The sequence below is a fragment of the Rhodococcoides kyotonense genome (assembly GCF_900188125.1).
Classification (GTDB): domain Bacteria; phylum Actinomycetota; class Actinomycetes; order Mycobacteriales; family Mycobacteriaceae; genus Rhodococcoides; species Rhodococcoides kyotonense.
Genome location: NZ_FZOW01000013.1, coordinates 99,578 through 122,453 on the forward strand (window position 1 = coordinate 99,578; position 22,876 = coordinate 122,453).

24 protein-coding genes are annotated in these 22,876 nt (G+C 64.8%); 13 read left to right on the top strand and 11 right to left on the bottom strand.

The annotated features are described in order from the left end of the window. Nucleotides 1–42 precede the first annotated feature (42 nt). A complete protein-coding gene (locus CHB96_RS20740; protein WP_089249776.1) occupies nt 43–1,404 on the top strand; it encodes an MFS transporter in 1,362 nt (453 codons plus the stop codon). Here CHB96_RS20740 and CHB96_RS20745 read toward each other — a convergent pair. Beyond that, a complete protein-coding gene (locus CHB96_RS20745; RefSeq protein WP_089249778.1) occupies nt 1,391–3,259 on the bottom strand; it encodes a DUF4012 domain-containing protein in 1,869 nt (622 codons plus the stop codon). The genes CHB96_RS20740 and CHB96_RS20745 overlap by 14 nt on opposite strands. A 168-nt stretch (nt 3,260–3,427) precedes the next feature. Here CHB96_RS20745 and CHB96_RS20750 point away from each other — a divergent pair, with 168 nt between their 5' ends. The 5 genes from CHB96_RS20750 to CHB96_RS20770 all read left to right on the top strand — a co-directional run bounded on the left by CHB96_RS20750 (nt 3,428) and on the right by CHB96_RS20770 (nt 7,449). After that, a complete protein-coding gene (locus tag CHB96_RS20750; protein ID WP_089249780.1) occupies nt 3,428–3,772 on the top strand; it encodes a VOC family protein in 345 nt (114 codons plus the stop codon). 68 nt (nt 3,773–3,840) lie between these two features. Beyond that, nucleotides 3,841–5,073, top strand: a complete 1,233-nt coding sequence (locus tag CHB96_RS20755) for an acyl-CoA dehydrogenase family protein (protein ID WP_089249782.1) — start codon at nt 3,841–3,843, stop codon at nt 5,071–5,073. Between the two features lie 17 nt (nt 5,074–5,090). Next, the gene (locus CHB96_RS20760) at nt 5,091–6,440 is read left to right on the top strand and encodes an LLM class flavin-dependent oxidoreductase (protein WP_089249784.1); all 1,350 of its coding nucleotides are present in this window, start codon (nt 5,091–5,093) and stop codon (nt 6,438–6,440) included. Between the two features lie 82 nt (nt 6,441–6,522). Continuing rightward, on the top strand, nt 6,523–6,723 hold the full coding sequence (locus CHB96_RS20765; RefSeq protein WP_089249786.1) for a hypothetical protein: 201 nt from the start codon (nt 6,523–6,525) through the stop codon (nt 6,721–6,723). 162 nt (nt 6,724–6,885) lie between these two features. Beyond that, entirely contained in the window at nt 6,886–7,449 is a 564-nt protein-coding gene (locus CHB96_RS20770; RefSeq protein WP_089249788.1) for a YdcF family protein, read from the top strand. On the opposite strand, the gene CHB96_RS20775 is transcribed toward CHB96_RS20770, so the two are convergent. Both CHB96_RS20775 and CHB96_RS20780 read right to left on the bottom strand, forming a co-directional pair. Beyond that, complete coding sequence (locus CHB96_RS20775) at nt 7,437–7,796, bottom strand: CrcB family protein (protein ID WP_245865974.1); 360 nt, start codon at nt 7,794–7,796, stop codon at nt 7,437–7,439. The genes CHB96_RS20770 and CHB96_RS20775 overlap by 13 nt on opposite strands. Beyond that, nucleotides 7,796–8,173, bottom strand: coding sequence for a CrcB family protein (locus tag CHB96_RS20780; RefSeq protein ID WP_245865975.1), 378 nt, complete (start codon nt 8,171–8,173; stop codon nt 7,796–7,798). The genes CHB96_RS20775 and CHB96_RS20780 overlap by 1 nt, the downstream gene beginning before the upstream one ends. Before the next feature lie 94 nt (nt 8,174–8,267). Here CHB96_RS20780 and CHB96_RS20785 point away from each other — a divergent pair, with 94 nt between their 5' ends. The 3 genes from CHB96_RS20785 to CHB96_RS20795 all read left to right on the top strand — a co-directional run bounded on the left by CHB96_RS20785 (nt 8,268) and on the right by CHB96_RS20795 (nt 10,200). Then, nucleotides 8,268–8,648, top strand: a complete 381-nt coding sequence (locus tag CHB96_RS20785; protein ID WP_281254440.1) for an STAS domain-containing protein — start codon at nt 8,268–8,270, stop codon at nt 8,646–8,648. Between the two features lie 21 nt (nt 8,649–8,669). Beyond that, nucleotides 8,670–9,149, top strand: a complete 480-nt coding sequence (locus tag CHB96_RS20790; RefSeq protein ID WP_245865977.1) for an ATP-binding protein — start codon at nt 8,670–8,672, stop codon at nt 9,147–9,149. A gap of 130 nt (nt 9,150–9,279) precedes the next feature. Beyond that, nucleotides 9,280–10,200 carry a hypothetical protein gene (locus CHB96_RS20795; protein ID WP_089249794.1) on the top strand — a complete coding sequence of 307 codons (921 nt, stop codon included), beginning with the start codon at nt 9,280–9,282 and terminating at the stop codon, nt 10,198–10,200. A gap of 12 nt (nt 10,201–10,212) precedes the next feature. Here the strand turns inward: CHB96_RS20795 and CHB96_RS20800 are convergent, their stop codons facing one another. The 3 genes from CHB96_RS20800 to CHB96_RS20810 form a co-directional block, all read right to left on the bottom strand. Next, entirely contained in the window at nt 10,213–10,578 is a 366-nt protein-coding gene (locus CHB96_RS20800; RefSeq protein ID WP_089249796.1) for a hypothetical protein, read from the bottom strand. Between the two features lie 84 nt (nt 10,579–10,662). Then, a complete protein-coding gene (locus CHB96_RS20805) occupies nt 10,663–10,896 on the bottom strand; it encodes a hypothetical protein (protein WP_089249798.1) in 234 nt (77 codons plus the stop codon). A 126-nt stretch (nt 10,897–11,022) separates the two neighbouring features. Beyond that, entirely contained in the window at nt 11,023–11,526 is a 504-nt protein-coding gene (locus tag CHB96_RS20810; RefSeq protein ID WP_089249800.1) for an arsenate reductase/protein-tyrosine-phosphatase family protein, read from the bottom strand. 142 nt (nt 11,527–11,668) lie between these two features. Here CHB96_RS20810 and CHB96_RS20815 point away from each other — a divergent pair, with 142 nt between their 5' ends. Both CHB96_RS20815 and CHB96_RS20820 read left to right on the top strand, forming a co-directional pair. Continuing rightward, on the top strand, nt 11,669–13,006 hold the full coding sequence (locus CHB96_RS20815) for a DUF7159 family protein (RefSeq protein ID WP_245865979.1): 1,338 nt from the start codon (nt 11,669–11,671) through the stop codon (nt 13,004–13,006). Between the two features lie 106 nt (nt 13,007–13,112). Then, nucleotides 13,113–14,084 carry a glycosyltransferase gene (locus CHB96_RS20820; protein ID WP_141136519.1) on the top strand — a complete coding sequence of 324 codons (972 nt, stop codon included), beginning with the start codon at nt 13,113–13,115 and terminating at the stop codon, nt 14,082–14,084. A 1-nt stretch (nt 14,085) separates the two neighbouring features. Here CHB96_RS20820 and CHB96_RS20825 read toward each other — a convergent pair whose 3' ends face one another. Beyond that, entirely contained in the window at nt 14,086–14,625 is a 540-nt protein-coding gene (locus CHB96_RS20825) for a YdcF family protein (protein ID WP_089249804.1), read from the bottom strand. A gap of 171 nt (nt 14,626–14,796) precedes the next feature. Between CHB96_RS20825 and CHB96_RS20830 the strand changes: the two genes are divergently transcribed. Then, entirely contained in the window at nt 14,797–16,434 is a 1,638-nt protein-coding gene (locus tag CHB96_RS20830; protein ID WP_245865981.1) for a hypothetical protein, read from the top strand. Nucleotides 16,435–16,474: 40 nt separating this feature from the next. On the opposite strand, the gene CHB96_RS20835 is transcribed toward CHB96_RS20830, so the two are convergent. Then, on the bottom strand, nt 16,475–17,014 hold the full coding sequence (locus CHB96_RS20835; RefSeq protein WP_141136520.1) for a hypothetical protein: 540 nt from the start codon (nt 17,012–17,014) through the stop codon (nt 16,475–16,477). A 50-nt stretch (nt 17,015–17,064) separates the two neighbouring features. Between CHB96_RS20835 and CHB96_RS20840 the strand changes: the two genes are divergently transcribed. Continuing rightward, nucleotides 17,065–18,150, top strand: coding sequence for a glycosyltransferase family 4 protein (locus CHB96_RS20840; protein WP_245865983.1), 1,086 nt, complete (start codon nt 17,065–17,067; stop codon nt 18,148–18,150). Here CHB96_RS20840 and CHB96_RS20845 read toward each other — a convergent pair. Genes CHB96_RS20845 through CHB96_RS20855 form a run of 3 tightly spaced genes read right to left on the bottom strand, consistent with a single transcriptional unit; the run spans nt 18,076 to nt 22,828 of the window. After that, complete coding sequence (locus CHB96_RS20845; protein WP_089249812.1) at nt 18,076–19,167, bottom strand: glycosyltransferase family 4 protein; 1,092 nt, start codon at nt 19,165–19,167, stop codon at nt 18,076–18,078. The two genes, CHB96_RS20840 and CHB96_RS20845, sit on opposite strands and share 75 nt — an antisense overlap. Beyond that, entirely contained in the window at nt 19,164–21,155 is a 1,992-nt protein-coding gene (locus CHB96_RS20850) for a glycosyltransferase (protein WP_089249814.1), read from the bottom strand. Before CHB96_RS20850 ends, CHB96_RS20845 begins: the two co-directional genes overlap by 4 nt. Then, on the bottom strand, nt 21,152–22,828 hold the full coding sequence (locus CHB96_RS20855) for a flippase (RefSeq protein ID WP_245865985.1): 1,677 nt from the start codon (nt 22,826–22,828) through the stop codon (nt 21,152–21,154). Before CHB96_RS20855 ends, CHB96_RS20850 begins: the two co-directional genes overlap by 4 nt. Nucleotides 22,829–22,876 lie beyond the last annotated feature (48 nt).

Here is a 22,876-nt window from a genome sequence, read left to right on the forward strand (position 1 = left end):
GGCACGACCTTATACCGAGCGGTTCGGTGAGAGGATACGGCGGTGAAGACCGGTGAACAGGTGGTGCAGGAGCTCCCCTGGAAATGGGCAGTGCAAGGGCGAATCTTCGTCATCGGCGGGCTCGGCTATATGTTCGACGCCTGGGACGTCGCACTCAACGGGTTTCTGACGCCGCTGCTGGGGACCTACTGGGACCTGTCCCAAGCCGAGCGCGGCCTCGTCGCGACCGGCAATCTGATCGGCATGGCCGTCGGCGCCGTCGTGTGGGGCACCATCGCCGACCGGCTCGGACGCAAACGTGCATTCTCGTTGACGCTGTTGATCTTTGCGCTGTTCTCCGTCCTCGGTGCGTTCTCGCCGAACTTCGAGATCTTCGTACTGCTGCGATTCTGTGCAGGATTCGGCCTCGGCGGCTGCATCCCGGTGGACTATGCGCTGGTCAGCGAGTTCTCGCCGCGTCGAATTCGCGGAAAAGTGTTGTCCGCCATGGACGGATGGTGGCCGATCGGTGCCACGGTGTGCGGCGTCGTTGCGACGCTGCTCGTTCCGATCGACGGCGACGTCCGCTGGCGCGTCATGCTGCTGTTCATGGTTCTGCCCGCATTGCTGCTGTTCTTCGTGCGCCGCGGTATCCCCGAATCCCCGATCTACCTGGCGAAGGTCGGCCGCGAGGCCGAAGCGCGCGCGGTCATCGACGAGATGGTGTCGCGGACCGGCGCCGAACCACAGCCGTACGCGATCGGCGCCGAACCTGCGCCGAAGCGATCGGGTCTCGCCGGACTGCAGTCGGTGTGGAGTTACAGCCCGCGGATCACGTCTGCGGCATGGCTTCTGTTCGTCTCGATCATGTTGCTCTACTACGCGGCACTGAGCTGGATGCCGTCGATCCTGCGGCGGCAGGGGTACGACGACTTCGCGGCTTTCGCGGGCACGACCCTGATGACGGGCGTCGGCATCATCGGCGTGATCGTGTCGGCCTACCTCGTCGAGGTCGTCGGGCGAAAGTGGGTCATCGGAATCTCCGGGCCGCTGGCCGGCGGCGCGCTCGTGGTCTTCGCCATGATGCTCGACGTCGGATCCAGCGCCCTGGTGTGGCTGGCCGTCTTCGGCTTCGTCGTGCAGATCGCGATCCCGGTGCTGTATTGCTATGTGTCCGAGCTTTACCCGACGACGCTCAGAGCCTCGGGCTTCGGCTACGCGTCGTCGGTCAGCCGTGTCGCGACGGGCTTCGCTCCGCTGCTGTTCGGCTCGGTCATGTGGCCGATCCTCGGGCTGCCGCTGACGTTCGCCCTCGTCGCCGGGCTCGTGATCGTCGCAGTCCTGTGGATGGCCTACGCGGCCCCCGAAACCAAGGGCCGCGAGCTCGACACGCTCACCGAGGAACCCGCCGTCAGCCGCAGGTAGGCACGTCCACCGTCGACGTCGACGGCTGGACCTGGGGTTGGATCGGCGCCTGTGCCTCGCCGGGTGCCGTCGGTTCGATCAGGTCGTATTCGAGCACGTTCGTCTGGCCGGGCTCGGTGACGATCGGGGTGTAGAAGAACGGGTGCCCGCGCTCGCTGGCAGTGATCAGGAAGACCGGATTGCCGTTCAGCGTGACGTTCTCGAGCGTCGCGCCCTGCGTGGCGTAGAACTGCACGACGGTCCTGTTGGTCCCTGGCGGGCCACCGTAGCGAGTCGATTCGTTCTGACGTCCCGCAACGTACACGGGATAGTCCTGTGCCGGAGCATTGTTGGTGATCTCGGCGACCACCTTCGTAGGCCTGGTCGCGCCCTCGCACGATCCGCCGGTGTACGTGACGTTGCGCTGAAGGTAGTAGTCCAGCTTGCCGCCTGCACCGTTCGTGGTGACGACGGATGCATACGGGGCAGGCGTATCGGGGACCTCGTGGCCGATCTTGGTCGGGCCGATGATGTCCTGCACTGCAGGGTCGGCACTCCACACCGCGATGTGCCCCTCGCTCGTCGCGCGGCCGAGTGCCTCCAACAGTGCTGCGGGAGAGGAGATGTCACCCTGCATCTTCGCCACGACGCGCGCCGCGAGCTCCTGCAGATAATTCTTTCTTGCCGCGTTGTCGTCCTGGAAGCGGAAGTAGGCGTCGGACAACGTGATTCGAACGACGTTGTCGGCGTCGATGACCTCGCCGTCCGGCATCGTCACCGGCCCGACGACGTCCAGAACGTAACTCAACGCGACGGGGTCCGTCGCGAGTGCACCGTCGACGACCTGGCCCGTCTCCTGCTGCCACATCGACTGCCAGATTCGTCCCGCATACGGGAAGTGGGGACTGATGTTGCTGTTCTGCCAGTTCTGCGTCGCCTGGTAGCGCTCCTCGTAGGCGGTGTAGAACTCGGGACCGAGGTCGAGGGGGTTGTCGTACCGTTCCTTCAGCTCGCTGTTCTGCGCGAGATCGGCGACATCCAGGCGACCGTCCGCGGCTGACACGATGCCGAAACCACCCATCAGACCACCGGTTCCGCGGGACTCCGCGTTCGTCTGGAACGCCATGAAGTAATTGCGTGGACCGTCGGCGCCCATCATCGGTGGCAGCACCTGCGCGGCGATACTCGTGTTGGTGAGCAGCGTCGACAGATCGTGTAGCTGATCCTGCAGCTGGGTACGGGCATCGGCGACCTGCGTCAGGTACGACGGCTCGGCGATACTCGCTGCCCGTGCGTTCAATTCTTCTGCTGCCGAAGCGGATTCGGCGAGCACCGGGGCCGCGTCGCGCAGGGCTTGGAGGTCGATCCGGCCGTCGGGAGTACGCAGGCGCTTCGGATCCAGCGTCGTTCCGACGTCGACCGCAGGCGTCAGGACATCGGTGGCCAGACCGTCCACGACGTCGGCGATGTCCGAGACGACGCCGAGCGGGCTCCCGAGATACGGGATCGACGACGCCACCTTCCAGATGGGGGAGTCGGTGGCGCTCGCGGCGTCGCTCGACGCGCGGACGGCAGCATCCGACTGTGTGCGGGCACTGTCGGTGTTGCCCGACAGCAGCGCCGATCGAGCCGAGGTCGCGTGGTCCCGGGCCGCGGTCAGATCGGTGTACGCCGAGTACCCCGTGAACCCCAGCCATCCGAGCAACGCGAACAGCACCAGAGCGAACAAGCCCGACCCGATGAGAACGCGTCGACGCGTCCTGTGTCGGTTTCGTCGAGCCTCGACGTGGCGACGGCGACGACCCCGAGTACGGCGACGGGAATCGTCGGTCCACCCGCCATAGGCGTCGTAGGAGTCGTAGCGGCGTTTGCTCATGGCGGAAATGAGTCCCTTCGTCCGCGTAAGAGTACAAAGCCGGTGAGGGGGCGGCGAATCGGGAAGGCGGCTGCGCCACCCGTGCGCGCACAGTTGGTCTCGGCACAAACTATGCACGCACGGGTGGCTTGCCGCATATGCTTCTCACGACACCCACGAGGAGGGCCCATGCAGCTCGACAATATCGTTGCGGTTCTACCGGTCAAAGACTTTGCGACGGCTCGTGATTGGTACGCCGCGTTGCTCGGACGTCCGGCCGACGTCGAACCGATGGACGATGTGGCGGAATGGCAGATCGCCGACAAGGCGTGGATTCAGGTAGGAGTCGACCCCGACGTCGCAGGTAAGTCGTCGGTGATTCTCGGTGTCAGCGACCTCGACGCACACGTCGAGTACCTCCGCAGTTCCGAGATCGCCGACGGCGTGCTGGAGGAGTACCCGGTCGTCAAGACGTTCACCGTGCTCGACCCCGAAGGCAACAAGGTGGTCTTCGTGGAGGAAGTGACGTCCTGAACAAATTCTCAGATTCACGATGATTTGAACTACTGACAACATGCGCTAAACATCTGACGATTGAACGCATGACTACAGCAGTGCAGCAGACAGTGGGGCGCCTCGTCCCGGGGTCCGTCGAGTACCGCGAACTCCTCGCGGCCATCGCCGAGGGCGCGAGCCGACGCGATCTCGAGGACCAGAATCCATTCGAGCAGATCGAGGCGCTCCGTCGCGCAGGCGTCGGTGCACTCCGGTTGCCGAAGTCGATCGGCGGCGGTGGGCTCACTGTCCGCGAGCTGTTCGGCGTCATCGTCGACATCGCCGAGGCCGACCCGATCGTCGCCCACATCCTCCGCACGCACTTCTGGTTCGTCGAGGAACGACTGCGGCAGGCGACCGCCGTCGACTACCCGGGTTTCGAGAACGACCGCTGGATCCAGCTGATCCTGCAGGGCAAGATTTTCGGCAACGCCAGCAGCGAGCGCGGCAGCCAGGCCGTCGGGAACTTCAAGTACGGCACACACCTCACGACGAACGGCGACGCCTTCCTGCTCGACGGTGAGAAGTTCTACAGCACCGGCACGTTGTTCTCCGACTACGTCAGCATCTGGGCCGACGTCGACGGTGTCGCGGTGGCTTCGGTCATCGTCCCCACCGACCGTGAGGGCGTCGAGATCGTCGACGATTGGGACGGTATCGGACAGCGCCGAACCGGCACGGGTACAACACGATTCACGTCCGTCGCCGTCACCGAGGACGACATCGTCTCCCGCATCCCACTCGATGCTGCACCGGACCCGTCATACCAGTTCGCATTCCTGCAGCTGTACTTGCACGGACTGGTCAGCGGCATCCTGCGTAGCGTCGTCACCGACGCGGTCGACCTCATCGGCAGCCGCACCCGCGGATTCGCGCACGGTCCTTCGGAAGAGTTGACGCGAGACCCGTTGCTGCAGAACGCCGTCGGGCAGCTGTCGAGTACTGCTTTCGCTGCCGAGTCGACGACGCTCGCCGCCGCCGATGCTATCGACGCGGCATACGCGTCGGTCAGCAATGCGGTTCCCGACGCCGAACTGGCTGCTCTCGCGTCGTTCCGGGCATCTCAGGCGAAGGTGCACATCGACGAGATCGCCACTCGCGCAGCGACAGTGCTGTTCGAGGTCGGCGGCGCATCGGCGGCGTCACGCGCGAAGAACCTCGACAGGCACTGGCGCAACATCCGGACGATCACACTGCACAACCCGGCCTCGTACAAGGCCGCCGCCATCGGCAACAACATCCTCAACTCCGAACCGCTGCCGTTCAACGGCTACTTCTGATCCCGAAGGACACATCCATGTCTCGTGAACTGCACCTCGCAGGCTTTCTCATCGCCTCGCACGTCACCCACTCCCATGCCGCGTGGCGGCATCCGGCGTCGGAAACCGACTATCTCGGACCCGACTACTACTCCCGCGTCGCGAAGACTCTCGAACGCGGCAAGTTCGATTTCCTGTTCTTCGCCGACCTGTTGGCCACGCCTGTCCGCTACGGCAACGACATTCGCGTTCCGCTGAGCAGCGGCACTCAGGCGTCGGCGACGATCGATCCCTCGTTGGTCGCGTCGCTGTTGGCAGGTGTCACCGAGAAGATCGGCCTCGCGATCACGAAGTCGACGACGTACTTCCATCCGTACGAGGTCGCTCGGATCTTCGGCACCCTCGATCACCTCAGTCGTGGCCGCGCGGGCTGGAACGTCGTCACGTCGCTGAATCAGGCCGAGGCGCAGAACTTCGGCATCGACGACCACCTCGGACACGACGAACGCTACGCTCGCGCACAGGAATTCCTCGAGGTCGCATTCAAGCTCTGGGGAAGCTGGGAACGCGACGCGCTCGTGCAGAACAAGGAATCCGGTGTGTTCGCCGACCCGGACAAGGTGCACACCGTCGACCACGACGGAGAATTCTTCAAGACCCGGGGGCCACTGACGGTTCCGCATTCGCCGCAGAGCCGACCCGTCATCTTCCAAGCCGGATCCTCCTCGGTAGGAAAGGATTTCGCCGCGCGATGGGCCGACGCGATCTTCGAGATCGACCCGACGAAGGAAGGCCGCAAGGCCTACTACGACGACGTCAAGTCCCGCGCGTCCAACTTCGGCCGCAATCCCGACGACATCAAGATCTTCCCGTCGTTCGTGCCGTTCGTCGGTGAAACCGAATCCATCGCGCGGGAGAAGCAGGCGTTCCACAACGAGCTCGCCGATCCGATCTCGGGACTGATCACGCTGTCGGTGCACACCGACCACGACTTCTCGCAATACGACCTCGACGCGCAGATCGAGGACGTCACCGTGCCCGGGTCTCAGGGCCTGTTCGACGTCGCGCGCCGTCTGAGCGACAAGGACTCGCTGACGCTGCGCGACATCGGCAAGCTCTACGCGCAGGGCGTCCTGCTGCCGCAGTTCGTCGGCACCGCGTCGCAGATCGCCGACCAGATCGAGGAAGGGTTCAACGGCGGTGAGGCCGACGGCTACATCCTCTCGGCCGCACAGGCACCCGGCACGTTCGACGATTTCGTCGACCTCGTCGTTCCCGAGCTGCAGCGCCGCGGCCTGTTCCGCACCGAGTACACCGGTACGACGCTGCGCGATCACCTCGGACTGCCCGATGCGAGCCTGACACCGGCACCCGTGTTCACGCAGTAGGGCACTGGTTTCGGTCACCGCGGATGGGGTATTCGCCCGGTTCGCGGTGGCCGACGGGCGGTCACGAGAGGGGATCTCAGTCATGCGATTCGTCACGTTGATCGTCCTGATCTGGCTCGTCATAGGAGCCATCGCCGTGTTCCAACGGGGCTACGCCTCGTCCGCACCGGAGAACTGCGCGGGAGTGGGCACGATCGCCCTCACCGTCGTCGCCGGGCCGCTCAACTACGCAGGAGTGAACCCGAAGGTCACCGACTGCAACTTGCCGAAGCCGAGCGAGTAGGACCGGGTGTCGACCGCTTGAATGGTTCACTCATCCGATCAGATGGCTTGAACGGTTCATTCAAGCGACAGGGGCGGCGGAGCGACAGGGGCGGCGGATACAGCGTGACCTTCGTCGCCGACCGAGCCGGGGAGCGGACGACCTGCCTACGCTGACACGGTGATGCGTACAAGCCGGTGGGTCGTGCTGGCCATCGTGCTCCCGGTGATCGCGGTGTCGGTGATCGGCTTCGGCGGATACCTGACGTTCACGAAAGCCCGCATCGACCCGATCTCGCAGGCCGACGCGATCGTCGTTCTCGGCGGTGAACACGACGGCCGCGAGGCGTACGGGATCTCGCTCGCCGAGCAGGGCGTCGCCGACACCGTCGTGCTGTCCGATCCGTACGGCGCCAAGGACCCCGTCATGAAGAAGTACTGCGGCGCCGACACCGAGAAGTACACGGTCCTCTGTGTCCCACCCGAACCCAGTACGACGCGCGGCGAGGCGATCTTCACGCAAGAGCTTGCGCAGGAACGTGGTTGGGACCACGTGGTCGTCGTCAGCTGGCGCTATCACCTGCCACGAGCCCGGTACATCTTCGGCCAGTGCTTCGACGGTGACGTCACTATGCAGGCGGTGCCGCGCTCGTACAACTTCTCGCTGGTCTTCTGGGAGTACACCTACCTGTATCAGGTGGCGGGGTTCGTCAAAGCCGGCATCCAGGGTGACTGTCAGAACTTGTGATAGAGCGTCACTCCTGATTTCAGCAACAGAATTCCGAACATCACGGCGGCGACGCCACCGACGACGTTGGCTGCGAGGAACAGCACCCCGTCGCGCACTCTGCCGTCGCGAATCTGGTTGACCGTCGACAGCGCGACCGACGACATCGGCGCCACTGTGCTCAGAAACCCGAAACACACGAGTCCGACGAACCACTCCGGTGGTGCCGCAGCGACCACGAACCCGAGCACGCCGCACGTGCCGATCGTCAGGAGCAGTACGCGTCGGCGATCGGTGACGGCATCGGTCAGGGCCAGATGCGCCACGGCGGCCGCGGCACCACCGAGTGCCACGAGAAGAAATGCCATCACGTGCGCGCTACCGCCGGACGTGTGATCAACGCACCTGCCGCCAACGCGACGACCGACAGCACCGGCGTCGCGACGATGTACATCACGGAGTGCCATGCGGCGTCGTAGGTGACGCCGTGCACTGCGTAGAAGCCGAACGTCGTGAATCCGCACGCCAGGCCCAGCACTGCCGCACGCACGACGGGCAGTCGCGAACCGGACAGATATCCGAGCGCGGCACCGAGCAGCAGACACCCGACGACATTCACGGCGAACGTGCTCAGCATCGACCATCGCGCAGTGTCGCGCACCTGCCAGACACCGAATCTCACCATCGCTCCGACGGCCCCGCCGAGAGCTGTCGCCGCGAAGACGGGAAGTCGGTCGGGTCTCACACGCGTCGACTCTAGTGCGAATCCGGCACGGTGCCAGGTGAGCGCGAGGCGGCGGCACGTGGCGTACCGCGAGGTTCGGGTATCTTCATTACTTGTGACCGTGGACGAGTCGGGCCTTGGGCCCCAGCATTTCGACGTAGCAGTGGATTGGCGTGGCGACACAGTCGTCGTGACGGTCTCCGGTGAGCTGGATCTGGTGACCGCACCGCAGCTGCAGGAGTCGGTCACGCTGGTCTTGGGGAAGTCCCCGACGGCGCTCGTCATCGATCTTTCCGACGTCGGATTCCTCGCCTCGGCGGGGATGTCCCTGCTCGCTTCGACGCACCAGCAACTGGGCGAGGAAGCCAAGTTCGCGGTCGTCGCCGACGGCCCGGCGACCGGTCGGCCGCTGTCTCTCGTCGGGCTGGACCAGCTGTTCGGCATCTACGCCACCGTCGAGGAAGCACTCACTGCTCTCGCCACGGGTAAGTCCTGAACTTTCGGGTATGACGCTCTCATGAAGGTCACAGCACCCGGTGGAGACGACACGCCGCTTTACGCTGCCACCGGACAAGTACTCAGCCCAGGTCGAGGGGACGTCATGCACCTGAACTTCGACGGCGAAGCTGCTGTCGCGGACAGAGCCTCCGCGCTCAGAATCGCACTCGGTGAATGGCTCACCGGTCTCGACGTGGATTCCGAGCGCGTATACGACGTGGTCTTGGCGACATACGAAGCACTTGCGAATGCCGTGGAACACGCCTATCAGAACGACGGGGCGGCCGGCACTCTCGATCTACACGCGCTCTACGAGCCCGGTACGGGACAGATCGAAGTGACGATCTGCGACCACGGCGCATGGTCGGTCCATGCTCCCGATTCGACGCGTGGACGGGGTGTTCCGCTGATGCACGCTCTCGCGGATTCGACGACCGTCACCTCCGACCACGACGGCACGATCGTCCGCATGGTGTGGGGCGCACGACTCTCCGCTTAGGAAGTTCGCTCAAAGCCCGGACAGCCCTAGTTGTGACGTAGCACAATCGCCACTGGGCCCGGCACCGCCGGACGTGGGATTTCCCCGCCGGTGACATGCACAGTGTGTCGCCGGGGTGGGGAGGCGATCCATGAGTGCATCGGTGCGTCCGGGAATCGTTCTGGCCGACAGATATCGGCTGCTCGAGAAGAAACCGTCGCCGGACAGTGCGTCGTCCTGGCTGGCCCGCGATCTCACGACGGGCTACGAGCTCGGCGTGAAAGTCGTCGACATGGACGTCCTGGAACCGGACAATCCGCGGTCCGACGCCCTCGCGACATACGCAGACCGGTCGCGCATTCCGCCTCGCGTCCTGGTGACTCCGCCCTACGTCCTTCTGATCGACGAGCGCGGTCGACGCGGCCGCCGCCGAAGCCGACGCCGAGACGACGAAGAGCCTCCCATGTCGTCGCGAGCCCGCATTCTGGCCGCGGTCGCCGCGCTGGCAGTGCTCGTGTTCTGCGGCGGCGCAGGCTGGTTGATCGCGACGTCGGTCTTCGGGCGTGGCGGGCAGAACGTCGCAGTGCCGTCCTTGTCCGCAGCGCGAGTGTCCACGTCCGACTGGGCCGGAGGGGCGTTGCGGCCGACGAGCGCAGAGGCATGGTCGGCGGTGCGATACCCCGACAACGCCGACGATGCCGGTCGAGCCATCGACGCCAACCCGGCGACGAGGTGGTACACCGACACCTACCGCACTGCGTTCGGAACACCGGACAACGGAATCGGACTACTGATCGGGTTCGACGAGCCGGTCGACATCGACGAGGTGTGGATCGCATCGGACGCCGTCGGAACGGTCGTCGAGATCAGGACACCGCCGGAATCGGACGACGGTTTCGACTCGACCCGCGTGATCGGCACCGGAGTGTTGAAGCAGGGCACGACGCACATTCCGATCGAGCCGGCGACCCGGGCGCGATCGGTGCTGGTGTGGATTTCCGAACTGGCCGCGACGGACAGCGGCTACGAATCGTGGATCGGCGAAGTCGGAGCGACCGACACGGCCCGGTGATCGACCCGAGGATCAGCGACCGGTCGTCGTGGTCTCGGACTCGGACGTGTCGTCCTCGGATTCCTCGGACGTGGTCGCGCGGGGGCGTGAGGTGCGCGACGTGGTCTCTCGCTCCGAGCTGGGCGTCGCCGTCTCGGTGGGAGTGGTGGTGCGCGGCTGCGTCGGGACCGCGACCTGCCAGGTGGGCGACGGCGGAACGGTGATGGCCGACGACGACGTCGCCGCCACCGCGGTACTGAGATCCGAGCGCAACGCCGGTGGCTGCACCTGCTCGACTCCGTCGTCGAATGCACCGCCGAGCGCGCCGATTCCGAGTCCGACGGCTACTGCTGCACCTGCGATCGCCACCGCAGATGCCGCGATGACCTTGTCACGCATCCTGTTGGCAGCCCTTACGCCTGTTGCCGCCCGATTTCCGGCGGCATCGATATCGGAACGTTACCTCAGCGGGCGTTGAATCGCTCAGCTCGCGACGGCCGTACCGGCATCACCCGAGGCGTCGACGATTCCGCGCCCACCGCCGAAGCGATGCTCCCAGGTATCGCTCACCAGGCGATGGCCCTGCCATCGGCGTCCGCGCACGATCTTGCGATGTTCGGTCGTCATCCGCACCGCCCAGGTCATGGCTTTGCCGTCGGACGGCAGCTCGGCCTCGGCAAGCACTACGTCGTCGATACGAAGCTGATACATCGGCATGGGGAGCATCATGCAGCATCGACGCCCGAATTTCGCGTCGGACGATTATCCGGACCGCGTGGGCGTCGGAAACCTGCTGCATAGCCGTTGAGCTGTCATTCGTTCGACATACAAGCGGACTATCGGTCAGATCAGACGGATGATTCCGGGTAGAGCATCGGCTATCTGCTGACCGACGTTCTCGTACACATCGTGCGATTTCGTGTACGGATCGGCGATGTCGAACGCGTCGACCGAGTGTCGTGCGCGTGCTGCCGCGAGCTCGTCCAACGACTGAGCGCCCGACTGCTCGACGAGGCCCGCCGCCTCGAGAAGAGTGAATGTACGACGCATTTTCCGCGGCGCGATCGTGAGCACCTCGTCCCGGTGACGAGTGGTCATCGTCAGAATCAGATCGGCGTCGTCGGCGATGCGGGTCGAGATGCGACGCGCGGCGAATCCGTCGGGCTCGCCGCCGAGCTGCCGCAGCACGAGAGCCGCGGTCTCGTCCATCGCACGTCCGGTCAGGCCATGCGTGCCCGCGCTCGACGCTGTCAGCTGCACACCCGACTCGGCTGCGTAGGCGACGGCCAGCCGTTCGGCCGTGGGGGAGCGACAGATGTTGCCGGTACAGACGAAGAGGACGTGCACCGGGCCAGGCTAGTGCCTCGCCGGCGGCAATCGCATTCAGGTGACGGTCACGCTACAGTGATGCCCGAGCGACGGCTTCGAGACGGGATCGTTACACAACCGATCGGCGAGTCCGTTCGCAGCAAACCAAGTGAGGCAGGTCATGACTGAGGTTCTGGGTGTATCGGTCGGGTCCAGCGCCGTCCGGATGGCGCGGCCCGATCTACGCCTGCACACGTCGGGCCACCAGGAGCTGGACTTTCACAGCGATACCGTCGACGCGCACTGGGACCGTGCCGAGGAACTGGCCGCGGAGTCCATCGGCGTCGTGCTCTCGCAGAGCAACGGCAGTCAGGTCGAGGCGACCGGCGTCGCGTATCGGGATCAGCAGCAGTTCGGTGAGATCCAACAGGCCATGGCCCGCCAGCGGCTGTACAACTATCGACTGGTTCCCGAGGCCCGCGCTGCCCTTGCCTACCTCGACGCCTCCGGCGAGATCGGCGAATACTCGACGATCGGGCTCTACGACCTCGGTAGCTCAGGGCTGACCATCAGCGTCCTCGACCGGGCCACCGGAAACGTGCTGCTCGCCGAACGCACCACGGACATCAGCGGCGACGACTTCGATCGACTGATCTGCGACAACCAGCTCGCGAAGCAGGGGATGGACCTCCAGAACACGCTCGGCGTGCAGGAGTTCACGAGCCGGTGCCGCATCGCCAAGGAGCAGCTGTCCACCAGCGGTGCCGTGTGCCTGCCCGGCGACAGTGGAGTCATCCTGATCTCGCGCGAGTCCTTCGAAGCATTGGTGACGGTGCCGATCGAGTACTCCGCACGGCTGGTTCGCGACGTCATCGCCCGTTCTCCACAGCACGTCGACGCCATATTCCTGATCGGCGGTGGTGCACGCATTCCGTTGGTCGAGGCCATTCTTCGGTCCTGGACCGGGCTGCCCGTCGTGACGCCGCGTGATCCCGAAGCCGTCGCGGCCAAGGGCGCAGCTCTGCTCGCCACACCCGTCGAGAATTCCGCGCCCATCGTGGCGCCACCTGCCCAGTCGCAGCACAGTGCACCCGACTGGCTCAGCCCGGAGCCGACGGACCGCGCGGCGACCTCCAAGCGCAAGATCCGCGGTGCCGCACTGGTAGCGGGCGGTCTCGCGGCCGTCGCCGCCCTCGGCCTCGCGCTCGGATACGGCGGTTCGGAAGAACCGACGAGCGCACCGACCGAAACCGCGGACACCGTCACCGACGTTCCGTCGTCGTCCAGTTCGGTGCCGACCACGACGACGACCACGCCGCTACCGCCTGCCCCGACGACGACGGTCGCGCCTGCCCCGGCTGCGCCCGTCGAGACGTACGAGGCTCCGCAGTACGAGGAGCCGGCTCCGGCGCCCGAGCCCGCTCCCGCGCCTGCTCCGCTGATCCCCGGACTGCCGCAGATCCAGCTGCCTCAGATTCAGCTCCCGCCGCCGCCGGTGTTCGAGCTGCCGAGGTTCTAGATCACACCTGTCGTTCCGGCATGGCAGTTTGCGCTCCCACTCGTCATACTTTCCTTCGTCGAGCTGCGCCGTGCTCACTACAGCGCCGGGATTCTGGAGGATCTACGTGGATCAGCGCACTGCGTCCGGCCGGCGCGTAGTAAGCAATGTCTGGTACGGGGAACCTCTGGGTGCAGAGATCTTCGCGCAACCGTCGGGCGGCTATCTCGCCGCCGTCGTGTCCGCTGTGGCATTGCTGTCCGGCGCAGGGAGACGAGGCATAGTCGTCACGTCCGAGGGCGTGGCGAGACCGGTGGGAATCGTGGTTCTCGCCTTCGTCTGCGCGTTACGACGCCACCGTCCACTGGTGATCCTCGAGTTCCTTCCCGGAGTGAAATCGGGCCCGACAGGACGGGTGATCCGATTCCTCTACCGGCGGTTGCTTCACCGAGCTTGCCGATCGATCCAGGTCATGACTCCGTGGGAGCGGACGCTCTACATCGACGAGTACAACCTGGACCCGGCAACGGTGAGCCACGTGCCGTTCTACTTCTACGACGACGAATCACAGCGAGAACCCACACCCGACTCGGCTCGCGTCGGCGTCTTCGCGAGCGGCCGTAGCTCGTGCGACTGGAACGTGCTGATCGAGGCCGCCCGCGACAGGCCGTGGAACCTGACGATCGTCTGCTCCTCGCAGGACTACGACGAGGTCGTCGCCTCCGCGTCGGGCGCCGACATCGTCGTTCGAAGCGAAGTGTCGGAGGAGGAACACGCCGACCTGCTCGCCGCCGCGAGCGTCTACGTCATCCCGTTGCGGGACGACAGCGTCAGTGCAGGCCACGTACGCATCATGAGCGCGGCGACCCTCGAGACTCCGGTGGTGGTGACCGACGTTCGTGGGCTGGAGGGATACGAGCATCTCGCCGCGGAGGTCGTGCCCGCAGGAGATTCCGTGCGCCTGCGCGAGGCCGTCGAGAGTCTGATGGACGACCCCGTCGTGCGTGAACGGGAGCGCGCACGCGTGCGCGGTGTCGCGGGTGCGAACACGCGCAGTGCCTACCTCGCCGACATCGGGAAATTGCTGGATCCCGCGTAGATCAGCAGTCCTCGAACACGGCCCGCGCGTACCCGGCAGTTTGGTACACGTACTCCCACGCCCACTCGAAGATGTTTCGATCGGTCGTGCTCGCGACGTACGTGACCTGCCCGTCCCAACACTTGCCGATGATGTATCGAGCCCGCGAGATGTGCGGGGTGGACGTGACGACGACGACCGACGTCCAGCCCTCGCGACGTGCTCGATCACGGATCTCGCGTGCCTCGCCGCGCGTCGTGCCGGGATCGGGAACGAAGCATTCGACGGTGATGCCCTCGCGCCCGTCGCGGCATATGTCGGTGAGAGTGCTTGCGGAGCCGTACGGATCGGAGTACACCAGCGTGGGAGCGTAGCCGTCCTCGGCGAGCTCGAGTCCGAGACTGTTGCGGTTGTCCGCAGAGCCGCCGAGTACGACGATCGCGTCGGCGTCGGTCGGCCGATCGACGACGGGATCGACGTAGACGGGGTAGCCGAGAGCTGCGACGACGGCGAGTACGACAGCCACCGCGAAGGTGCGCGTCGCTCGCGTGGACGTCAGCATCGACGAGTCACAAATTCGATCACGCTCCCTAATTTACCGGTATTTCTTGTACTATCGGTTCGAAGAGTGCGCCGTTGCCTCCGAAGGGCGCGGTTTCGGCCAGGCAGAAGGACTTCATGAACCTCGACGTACGGATCGTCAGGAAGTCTGCTGGCGTTTGGAAGTCTGCTGTTGTCTGATCGAAAGATGCGCGGCCGGTGGTTGATACTCGCGCCGATACTCGCCGTTGCGACGGCGATGGTCGGAACTGTCGCTCATGAACCCGTCAGCGATCATCCCGTGTTCCGTGAGATGAGCGGCCCGGACGTCGTGAATCCGATGCGCGGGCAGTTCGACAACATCACGACGGGGTTGTTCCCGCAGGCCAACGTCAGCCAGCAGCACTACCCGGACTGGCCGGGAACCAAAGATGCTGCGATCAGAGTGAATTGGCGCTCTCTGCAACCGGTCGACCCTCGCACGCTGCCGCCCGAGGCTCCGGAGTCGGAACGATACGACTTCTCCGAGATCGACGCAGCGCTCGCCGCATACGGCGCTCAGGGGATGCGCGTCGGACTGCGTGTGTCCGCCTACGACTCGTGTTGCGAGACTTCGCCCGAAGGCAACGTCAACATCGGTGCACCCGACTGGCTCACGACGGTCCCCGGAGCGACGACGAGTTACGAGTACGACGGTATCCGGCAGGTCATCCCGAGCTGGAACGACAACAACTACGTCGGGAATTTCGAAGCACTGCTTGCGGCGCTCGGTCGTCGATACGACCGCGACGAACGTCTGTCCATATTCGAGATGTCGGGCTACGGGGATTTCAGTGAGAACCACGTCGCGTTCATGCGAGATCAGCTCGGACTCCCCGGCCCAGAAGAAGAATCCAGCGAAGCCGAGCTGGGTTACTACAGTCAGTATCGAGATCAGTACATCACCAAGGACACCGTGGTGCGTCTCGTCGACGCCAACCTTCGTGCGTTCGCGAACACGCAGATCGTCACCGCGACAGGTAATCCGGAGATCGTCAAGCAGCTTCTACGGGACAGTGCCGAGTTGGCGGGCACCGTCAAACCCGTCGGACTTCGTGCAGACTGCCTCGGGGTCTTCTCGCCTGTACCGACATGGGCCGACAATCGGTATTCGAAATATGTCGAGCGCGCCGACCCGATCATCGACGTTCTCCGAGAACGGTATTCGACGGCGCCCGTACTGACCGAGTGGTGTCAGAAGCCCGACGACATGACATCGAGCGAGTATTACGAGCGCGGCCTCGCCGACGTCATCGACAATCACGTGTCGATGACCGCGAGCAGCGGTTTCCCCGATCAGTTCAACGGCGACACGATGGACCGCAGGCTGTATTCACTGTGGTCGCAGGCCAACGTCGTCGCGGGATATCGCTACGTCGCAGATGCGACGGCGCACACGTCCGACCAGGCGGGAACGGTGTCGGGGACCGTGCGATGGACCAACAAGGGGTCCGGATCCACGCACGAGAACTGGACGATCGAGTACCGCTTGCTCGACCCCAACGGTGCCGTCGTGCAGACCGTGCCGTCGGTGATCGATCTACGGTCCATGAGCTCGCCGCAGTCGACCGCCGACAACGGAACCGTTCCGACGCCGACCACCGCGCAGGAAACCATCGAATTCGACACCTCGGGATTGTCGTCGGGTTTCTACACGGTGTCTGCAGCTGTCGTGTGGAACGAGCACAAGGCGGGCGCGACGACGACAGTCGACTACGAACCGATGAACTTGGCACAGAACGGGCGCGGCAGAGACGGCAGCTACGGACTGGTGACGTTCCAGATTCCGTGACGGCCGTTGAGTTCGAGCCGGGTGGTTCGAGGCGGGTGACTCAGCCGAGCATGGTGGTCCACAAGTCCCGCTTCGTTCCCGGTGCATCCTGCACGTAACCAGGAACTTCGCCCTCGCTGACGAAACCACGCAGTCGAAGCGCACGCGCCAACGCCGCGTCGTCGGGATGCACCGCGATGGACGCGCGGCGCAGCCACGGGTCGGTGCCTGCGAGCGAGCCGAGGACGGCTCCGACTGCCTCGGAGGCGACGACGTCGGAATCGACTGTGTCGAGCGCCAACACGACGACAGCGGACGAGGTGCCGTGATCGAGGAGGGCAGTCACGAAGCCGACGGGAACCTTGTCGACGACGATGGAGTAGCGGTAGTGCGGGCCGATGTGGCCGCGGCCGGCCGCGCGACGCTCGGGTGCGGTCCGAACCAGCTCGAGCAGTCCGTCGGTGGTGACTGCGGTCGCCTCGACCACACCGAACTGCACAGCGGGACGGCGTGCCTGCCTGATCTGGAATTTCGCGTACCGAACGCCGACTTGAAGCATTCCTATTCCGAGCTCGAGGGATCCCTTTGCGGATGGGCGCATGAACCGACTCTCGAGCTGGAGGACAGGAAAAGACCAGTTAGACTATAACAGTGCAGAAATCGCTTCGCGTGCTTGTCGTCGGGCCTGCAGCATCGTCCCCCGAGAGCCGCGGAGGAATGGCAACCGTCGTGAAGCTGATGCTGGCCGATCCGTCGGCCGACATCGTGACGAGCAGCATTGCCACCTATGTCGATTCCACGCGGCTCAGGAAGCTCGTGGTCGGTGTCACCGGTGTGCTGCGTGCCTCCTGGGCCGTCGGGCGCGGTCGAGCGGACGTGCTGCACGTGCACCTGGCACACGGCGGCAGTGTTCTTCGGAAATCGGTGCCCATGGCGGTTGCTCGACGCGTCGGCGTCACGGTGATCGTGCACGCACACAGTTACGATTTCGCGGGCTGGTTCGATCGACTGCCAGGGCCTGCACGCGCGTTCGTTCGGTCGGCCCTCGCGGCGGACCGGTGGTTGGTGCTCGGGACCGAACTGGCCGTCGAATATGCGGACCGCGTCGGGCTCGATCCAGAGTCGGTGACGGTGCTGTACAACCCGGTTCGGCTCCCCGAAGCCGTTGCACCGCAAGAGGACACGAACGTGATCCGAATCGTGACTCTCGGCCGGCTCGGGCAGCGCAAGGGGTCGTTCGATCTGATCGACGCGGTCGCGTCGCTGCCGGTGGAGATTCGTCGTCGAATGTCGGTGACGATGTGCGGTGACGGTGATGTCGACGAGGTTCGAGAGTCCGTGCGTCGCAACGGTATCGACGATGTGGTGACAGTGCGTGGGTGGACGTCGCCGGAAGACTGTGCCGAGATACTCTCTCGATCGCACGTGTTCGTGCTCCCGAGCTACAGTGAAGGCCTGCCGATGGCCTTGCTGGAAGCCATGTCTCACGGCCTCGCGCCCGTCACGACGCCTGCCGGGAGTATCGGCGAGGTAGTCACTGACGACGTCGATGCGCTCGTCGTGACGCCGGGCGACGTTCCCGCACTGGCGACATCGCTCCGACGCGTCGTCGAGGACGGAGACGCTCGCCGCCGCATCGCCGCCGCTGCTCGCGCAACGGCATCACGATTCGACGTCGACACCTGGTACGCGAGCCTGAACGGGATCTGGCGCGATGCCCGCGGTGTCGGCAAGTAGCGCATGCAGCCGAGCACCCACCACGTTCGAGGAGAACATCGAGTCGTAGTGCCTCCGTGCCGCGACACCCGATCGAAATGCGGTGTCGGGGTTCGCAAGTCGATCGAACTCGGCGATCAACGAGTCGACGTCGTCCACTCCGAGAGCCGGTTCGCCGGGCGTCTGGAACTCGGGTAGCGCACCTCGATCGCTGACGATCGTCGCGACACCCAACTGCATCGACAGCACCTGCACTCCGCTCTGCGATGCTCGACGGTAATGTGCGAGTGACGCTTTCGCGCGTGAGATGGCGCCGAGTTCGTCGTCGTACCGGAACGGTTCGTTGCGATGAACGGTGTTGGGCGGCAGCGGTTCGTCGATCGACCCTTTGCCGATGACAACGAGATCGTCACCCCGCCAACCGGGTCCGGCGACGTGTCGACGCCATGCTTCGAGGACGACGTCGATGTTCTTGTAGGAGTTGATACGTCCGAGCAGCACGAAGTCCCGACGGGCGTCTGCAGGAACGACGGCGGATACTCGAGCGTCCTCGAGGTCGCTCGTCAGCGGGATCGCACGGACGGGCGTGCTCGTACCGGGAACCTGTCCTCTGCGCACGGCGTCGGCGACGTACTCGCTGAATGTCACAGTCGCAGAGGAGGACCGACCCCACCGGTCGAAGACCGTTCTCTCCCAGGTGGGACGGTGCTCGCTTGCGTCGTGCGGACGGTCGTCGTGAATCAGTTGCACGCGTGGAGCCAGTGCACCGAACGCGATCCACCGTGGGTCACGGACGAGTTCGGTGACCACGACGTCGGGAGCGAACTCGCGCGCCCCACGAAGCGCTTTCGCGAACGGAAGCCAGCTCCGAGGCTGCTTGAACCGCGCGTCGAGGACCACCTCGTACGGGCGGGCCGCGTCGGACTCGGGGTGTTGGTCGGTGGTGACGAGCATGACGTCGTCGCCGCGCTCACGAAGTGCTTCGACGTGAATTCGGGCCAGCGGGCGCATCCACGGCGACAGCCACAGAACCTTCATCGAGATCCTTCCGACAGCACGGCGTCGAAGGATTCCTCGTACGCATCGGCCATCGATTCGATGGTGTACTCGGAACGCATGCGGTCGTAGCCTGCCAGTCCGAGTGTCGGCCACGTCGTCGTGTCACCGAGGAGGCCTGCCAGGGTGGAGCGCCACGCGTCGACCGTGATCGGTTCGACCAGTGTGCCTGCCCGACCGTGATCGAGCATGTCGGGCACAGCGCACACCGACGACGCGACGACAGGGATCCGCCGCGCCATCGCCTCGAGAATGACCATCGGAAACGCCTCGGATCGGCTCGGGACGCACAGCAGGTCACAATCGGCGAGCGCATGCTGCGGTCCGGGAGACCACCCACGCCACCGGATTCGATCGCGCAGGTCGGCCGGAGTCAGGGCTTCGAGGCGTTCACGGTCGGGCCCGTCGCCGTAGATCGACAGCTCCCACGGCAAGTCGCGCAGGCCGTCCAATGCCTCGACGAGCACATGAGGATTCTTGTGTTCGAGGATCCGCGAGAGCATGACGAGGTGCGGAACGTCGGCAATGGGGCGCCGGGGTTCCTCGTCCGGCAATTCCAGGGCCGACACGACACCGTTGGGCGCGACGAACACCGTGTCTCCGAGGTGCTGATGCGTCGTAGCCTGGTCCCAGTGCCCGCCGGACAGCGCGACGAAACCGTCGGCGCGTGCCATCGCGCGTGCCAGCGGAGACGAGTAGGTCGGCGCGTCGAGCTCCGGCGGAATGTGGGCTGCCACCAACCACTTTCGATGACGGCCACTCGCCCGCCACAGACTCGCGAAGCCGACCTCGGTGTTGGTGTCACCGCTGACGACGACGGTGTTCTTGTTCGCCGTGTCGACCATCGGCGCCCACCACGGCTGACGCACGACACGCACCGTGTGCGGGATCTCGGCCACCAGGGGGCCGAAGCGCTGCATGGCCGCGATCGTGACGTCGTAACCCCGCCTGTGCAATTCGGTGGCGAGCAACACGTGATGACGCTCGGCGCCGCCGTAGACGAGGCGATTGATCGTGAACACGATGGACGGCCGTGCCGTGCCGGACGTGCGTCGCCGCGCGTTCCGTCGGGACCGTTGCACGCGATCGAGGATCGACGTCCCCGCCAGATACAGGTCGGCACTGTGGACGCCGCGCCGGTGCTCGAGACCGAGAGCGACGTTGGCACGCAACAATTCTGCCGATCGCGTCGTACCCTTGTCGTCGCCGGCGACGGTTCCCGCGCCGGAATGCGCGATGGCCGTCTCGTCGACGAGTCGAACCGTCCAGCCGGCCGCGCGGGCACGCTGCTGCCAGTCGAATTCCTCGCCGTACAGGAAGAATTCGTCGTCGAACTCGCCGACGGCGTTCCAGGCATCCCGGTCGATCGCGAGGCACGCGCCGGTCAGGTACCCGTCGACCTCGTCGGGCGCCGAGGCATACAGATCCGACAGAGGTGTTCCGCGCAGCACCTCGGCGTACCCGGCCTTGGATACGAGGGACCGCACGACTCCGGAATTACGATGTGCGACATCCCAAGTCCGGTGGCGGCCGGTGCGCTCGGAATGGAATCGGTCTCCGTTCGGAACGACCATCGGAGCGGCTGCGGCCACATCGCGATGTCCGAGTACCTCCAGCGTCCGGTTCAGAGGAGCGAGTACCTCGGCGTCCGGATTGAGAAGCAACAGGTGATCGTCGGGAACCTCGGCGGCGAGAGCGTTGACTGCTGCGGCGAATCCCTTGTTGGATCCGTCTCCGAACCACCGCACGTCGGGGTGCTCGCCGCGGACGTCGTCCATACCGGGGTAGTCGAGACCCGAGTTGTCCCACACCAGAACGGGATTGTCCGGCATGTGGGTCGCGACGGAGTCGAGGCATGTCCGAAGCTGGTCGGGGCTGCGGTACGCGACGATCAGAATGCTGACCGTGCGCGCGACGCTGTCGGTACTCGATGGTGCGGCCTTCGCGGTGTCGGTGCTGTGCCGGGTCATCGCGTGGTCCTTCCTTGTTCGGTCTCTGCGGCAGTGTCGGTGAGAGGGTCGTCGTCGCCTTCGGTGTCCAGCAGCGTCTTCAGGTTCCGGATCTTCGCGGGCCCGAACACGAGATTCGCGACGGCGTAGACGACGACGGCCACGACACCCGAGATCACCAGAGGAAGATCCTGCACGAAATACACCACGACGCCGGTGATGGTCAGCGGGACGAGTACCTTGCCCATGTACCGGAACGGGGTTCGATACGGACTCTTGCGATGCAGACGCCAGGTGACGACGACGAGCCCGCTGAACTCGGCGAACAACAGTGCGGCACTGGCGCCGATCGCGCCGAAGGCGGGGATGAACGCGATGTTCAGACCGATGTTGATCACGAGGTTGACGACGTTGAGCCTGAGCAGAAATACCTGATCGTGGGCAGCGAACAGTGCTTGGCTCAACACGCCGTTCATGAACGTGACCGACACCGCGACGAACAGCAACGCGAGGGCAGGTTTGCCGTCGCTGACGAACTCGTCCGACCCCATCGTCGCGACGATCGGTCCCGCCAGCATGATGCCGACCAGGCCGATCGGAAGTGCAACGAGCGACAGTGTTTCGACGCTCCGCTCGACGAAGTCGGCGAATCCCTTCTTGTCGACGGCGAACTTCCGCGTCATCGACGACAACGTCGACGACAGAAAGAACTGCGAGATGACCGACGTCGTGAACGCGACCGTGTAAGCCAGGCCGTAGACACCCACTTGCGCAGGTGTGCTCAACAAGCTCAGCAGTACAGCGTCGGTTCGCCAGTACAGAACACCGATGATCAGAACACCGGTCTGCGGAAGGCTTTCCACGATGAGACCGATGCTTTCCTTCCACGAGAAGATCGGCCAGAACGGAATCATCTTGCCCGCAGCCCAGAACTGGATCACCAGTTGCACGACGAGGGGTACGACCTGGGCGAGGGCGAACCAGACCAGTGGCGCATCGATCTGAATCATGACGAGAGTCGCGCCGAGAGATGCCATGCGCCCGACCAGGTCCGATACGGCAACCGCAGTGAAGTTGACCTTCGTGACGAAAATCGGCTGCACACAGGTCAATACCGTCGACACCGTCAGCGTCGTCGACATGATGATCAGCATCGCCTTGACCTCGGAATCACCCGAGTAGATCAAGAGCCCGGACGCCATGGTGATCAACGACAGCGGGATGCAGTACACCAACGACAGACCGGTGTTGATCCGAATCAGTCGCTGCAGGTCGCCCTTCCCGGACGTGACGCGGCGCACGATGACCGAGCCGATCCCGAGCTCGGTGAAGCTGGTCCACAGTCCGACGAAGACGATTGCGGTGGTCAGATGGCCGTACGACGTCGGCCCGAGATGACGCGTCGTGATGGCGACGGTGAAGACCGACGCGAGCATGCCGAGAACACGAAACACCAACTGGGTTCCGAAGGCCTGCGCGATCTTGCCGGTGGAGACTTCCTCGTCGTCGTGGTTCTCGTCACCGTCGTCGGGCAGCTTCGGTTGCTCGATTCGAGGTGAATCGACGATTCGCGGCAATCGTATGGTGGATTGCTCGGGAAACTGCCAGAATGCCTCCCGTGCGGCCATTTCCTGCGCACGTGTCGTCGGGTCACGGTGAACCGTGGCCTCGGGCAGGTGGTAGGCGAGTTTCATGCAGCCACCTCGTTCGGAAGCTGCCGCCGCACGCCGGGACGTAATAGG

Coding starts and splice junctions, on each gene's coding strand:
- CHB96_RS20745 (WP_089249778.1), bottom strand. CDS start 3,259: ATGAGCAAACGCCGCTACGACTCCTACGACGCCTATGGCGGGTGGACC.
- CHB96_RS20750 (WP_089249780.1), top strand. CDS start 3,428: ATGCAGCTCGACAATATCGTTGCGGTTCTACCGGTCAAAGACTTTGCG.
- CHB96_RS20755 (WP_089249782.1), top strand. CDS start 3,841: ATGACTACAGCAGTGCAGCAGACAGTGGGGCGCCTCGTCCCGGGGTCC.
- CHB96_RS20760 (WP_089249784.1), top strand. CDS start 5,091: ATGTCTCGTGAACTGCACCTCGCAGGCTTTCTCATCGCCTCGCACGTC.
- CHB96_RS20765 (WP_089249786.1), top strand. CDS start 6,523: ATGCGATTCGTCACGTTGATCGTCCTGATCTGGCTCGTCATAGGAGCC.
- CHB96_RS20770 (WP_089249788.1), top strand. CDS start 6,886: ATGCGTACAAGCCGGTGGGTCGTGCTGGCCATCGTGCTCCCGGTGATC.
- CHB96_RS20775 (WP_245865974.1), bottom strand. CDS start 7,796: ATGGCATTTCTTCTCGTGGCACTCGGTGGTGCCGCGGCCGCCGTGGCG.
- CHB96_RS20790 (WP_245865977.1), top strand. CDS start 8,670: ATGAAGGTCACAGCACCCGGTGGAGACGACACGCCGCTTTACGCTGCC.
- CHB96_RS20795 (WP_089249794.1), top strand. CDS start 9,280: ATGAGTGCATCGGTGCGTCCGGGAATCGTTCTGGCCGACAGATATCGG.
- CHB96_RS20800 (WP_089249796.1), bottom strand. CDS start 10,578: ATGCGTGACAAGGTCATCGCGGCATCTGCGGTGGCGATCGCAGGTGCA.
- CHB96_RS20805 (WP_089249798.1), bottom strand. CDS start 10,896: ATGCCGATGTATCAGCTTCGTATCGACGACGTAGTGCTTGCCGAGGCC.
- CHB96_RS20815 (WP_245865979.1), top strand. CDS start 11,669: ATGACTGAGGTTCTGGGTGTATCGGTCGGGTCCAGCGCCGTCCGGATG.
- CHB96_RS20825 (WP_089249804.1), bottom strand. CDS start 14,625: ATGCTGACGTCCACGCGAGCGACGCGCACCTTCGCGGTGGCTGTCGTA.
- CHB96_RS20835 (WP_141136520.1), bottom strand. CDS start 17,014: ATGCGCCCATCCGCAAAGGGATCCCTCGAGCTCGGAATAGGAATGCTT.
- CHB96_RS20845 (WP_089249812.1), bottom strand. CDS start 19,167: ATGAAGGTTCTGTGGCTGTCGCCGTGGATGCGCCCGCTGGCCCGAATT.
- CHB96_RS20850 (WP_089249814.1), bottom strand. CDS start 21,155: ATGACCCGGCACAGCACCGACACCGCGAAGGCCGCACCATCGAGTACC.
- CHB96_RS20855 (WP_245865985.1), bottom strand. CDS start 22,828: ATGAAACTCGCCTACCACCTGCCCGAGGCCACGGTTCACCGTGACCCG.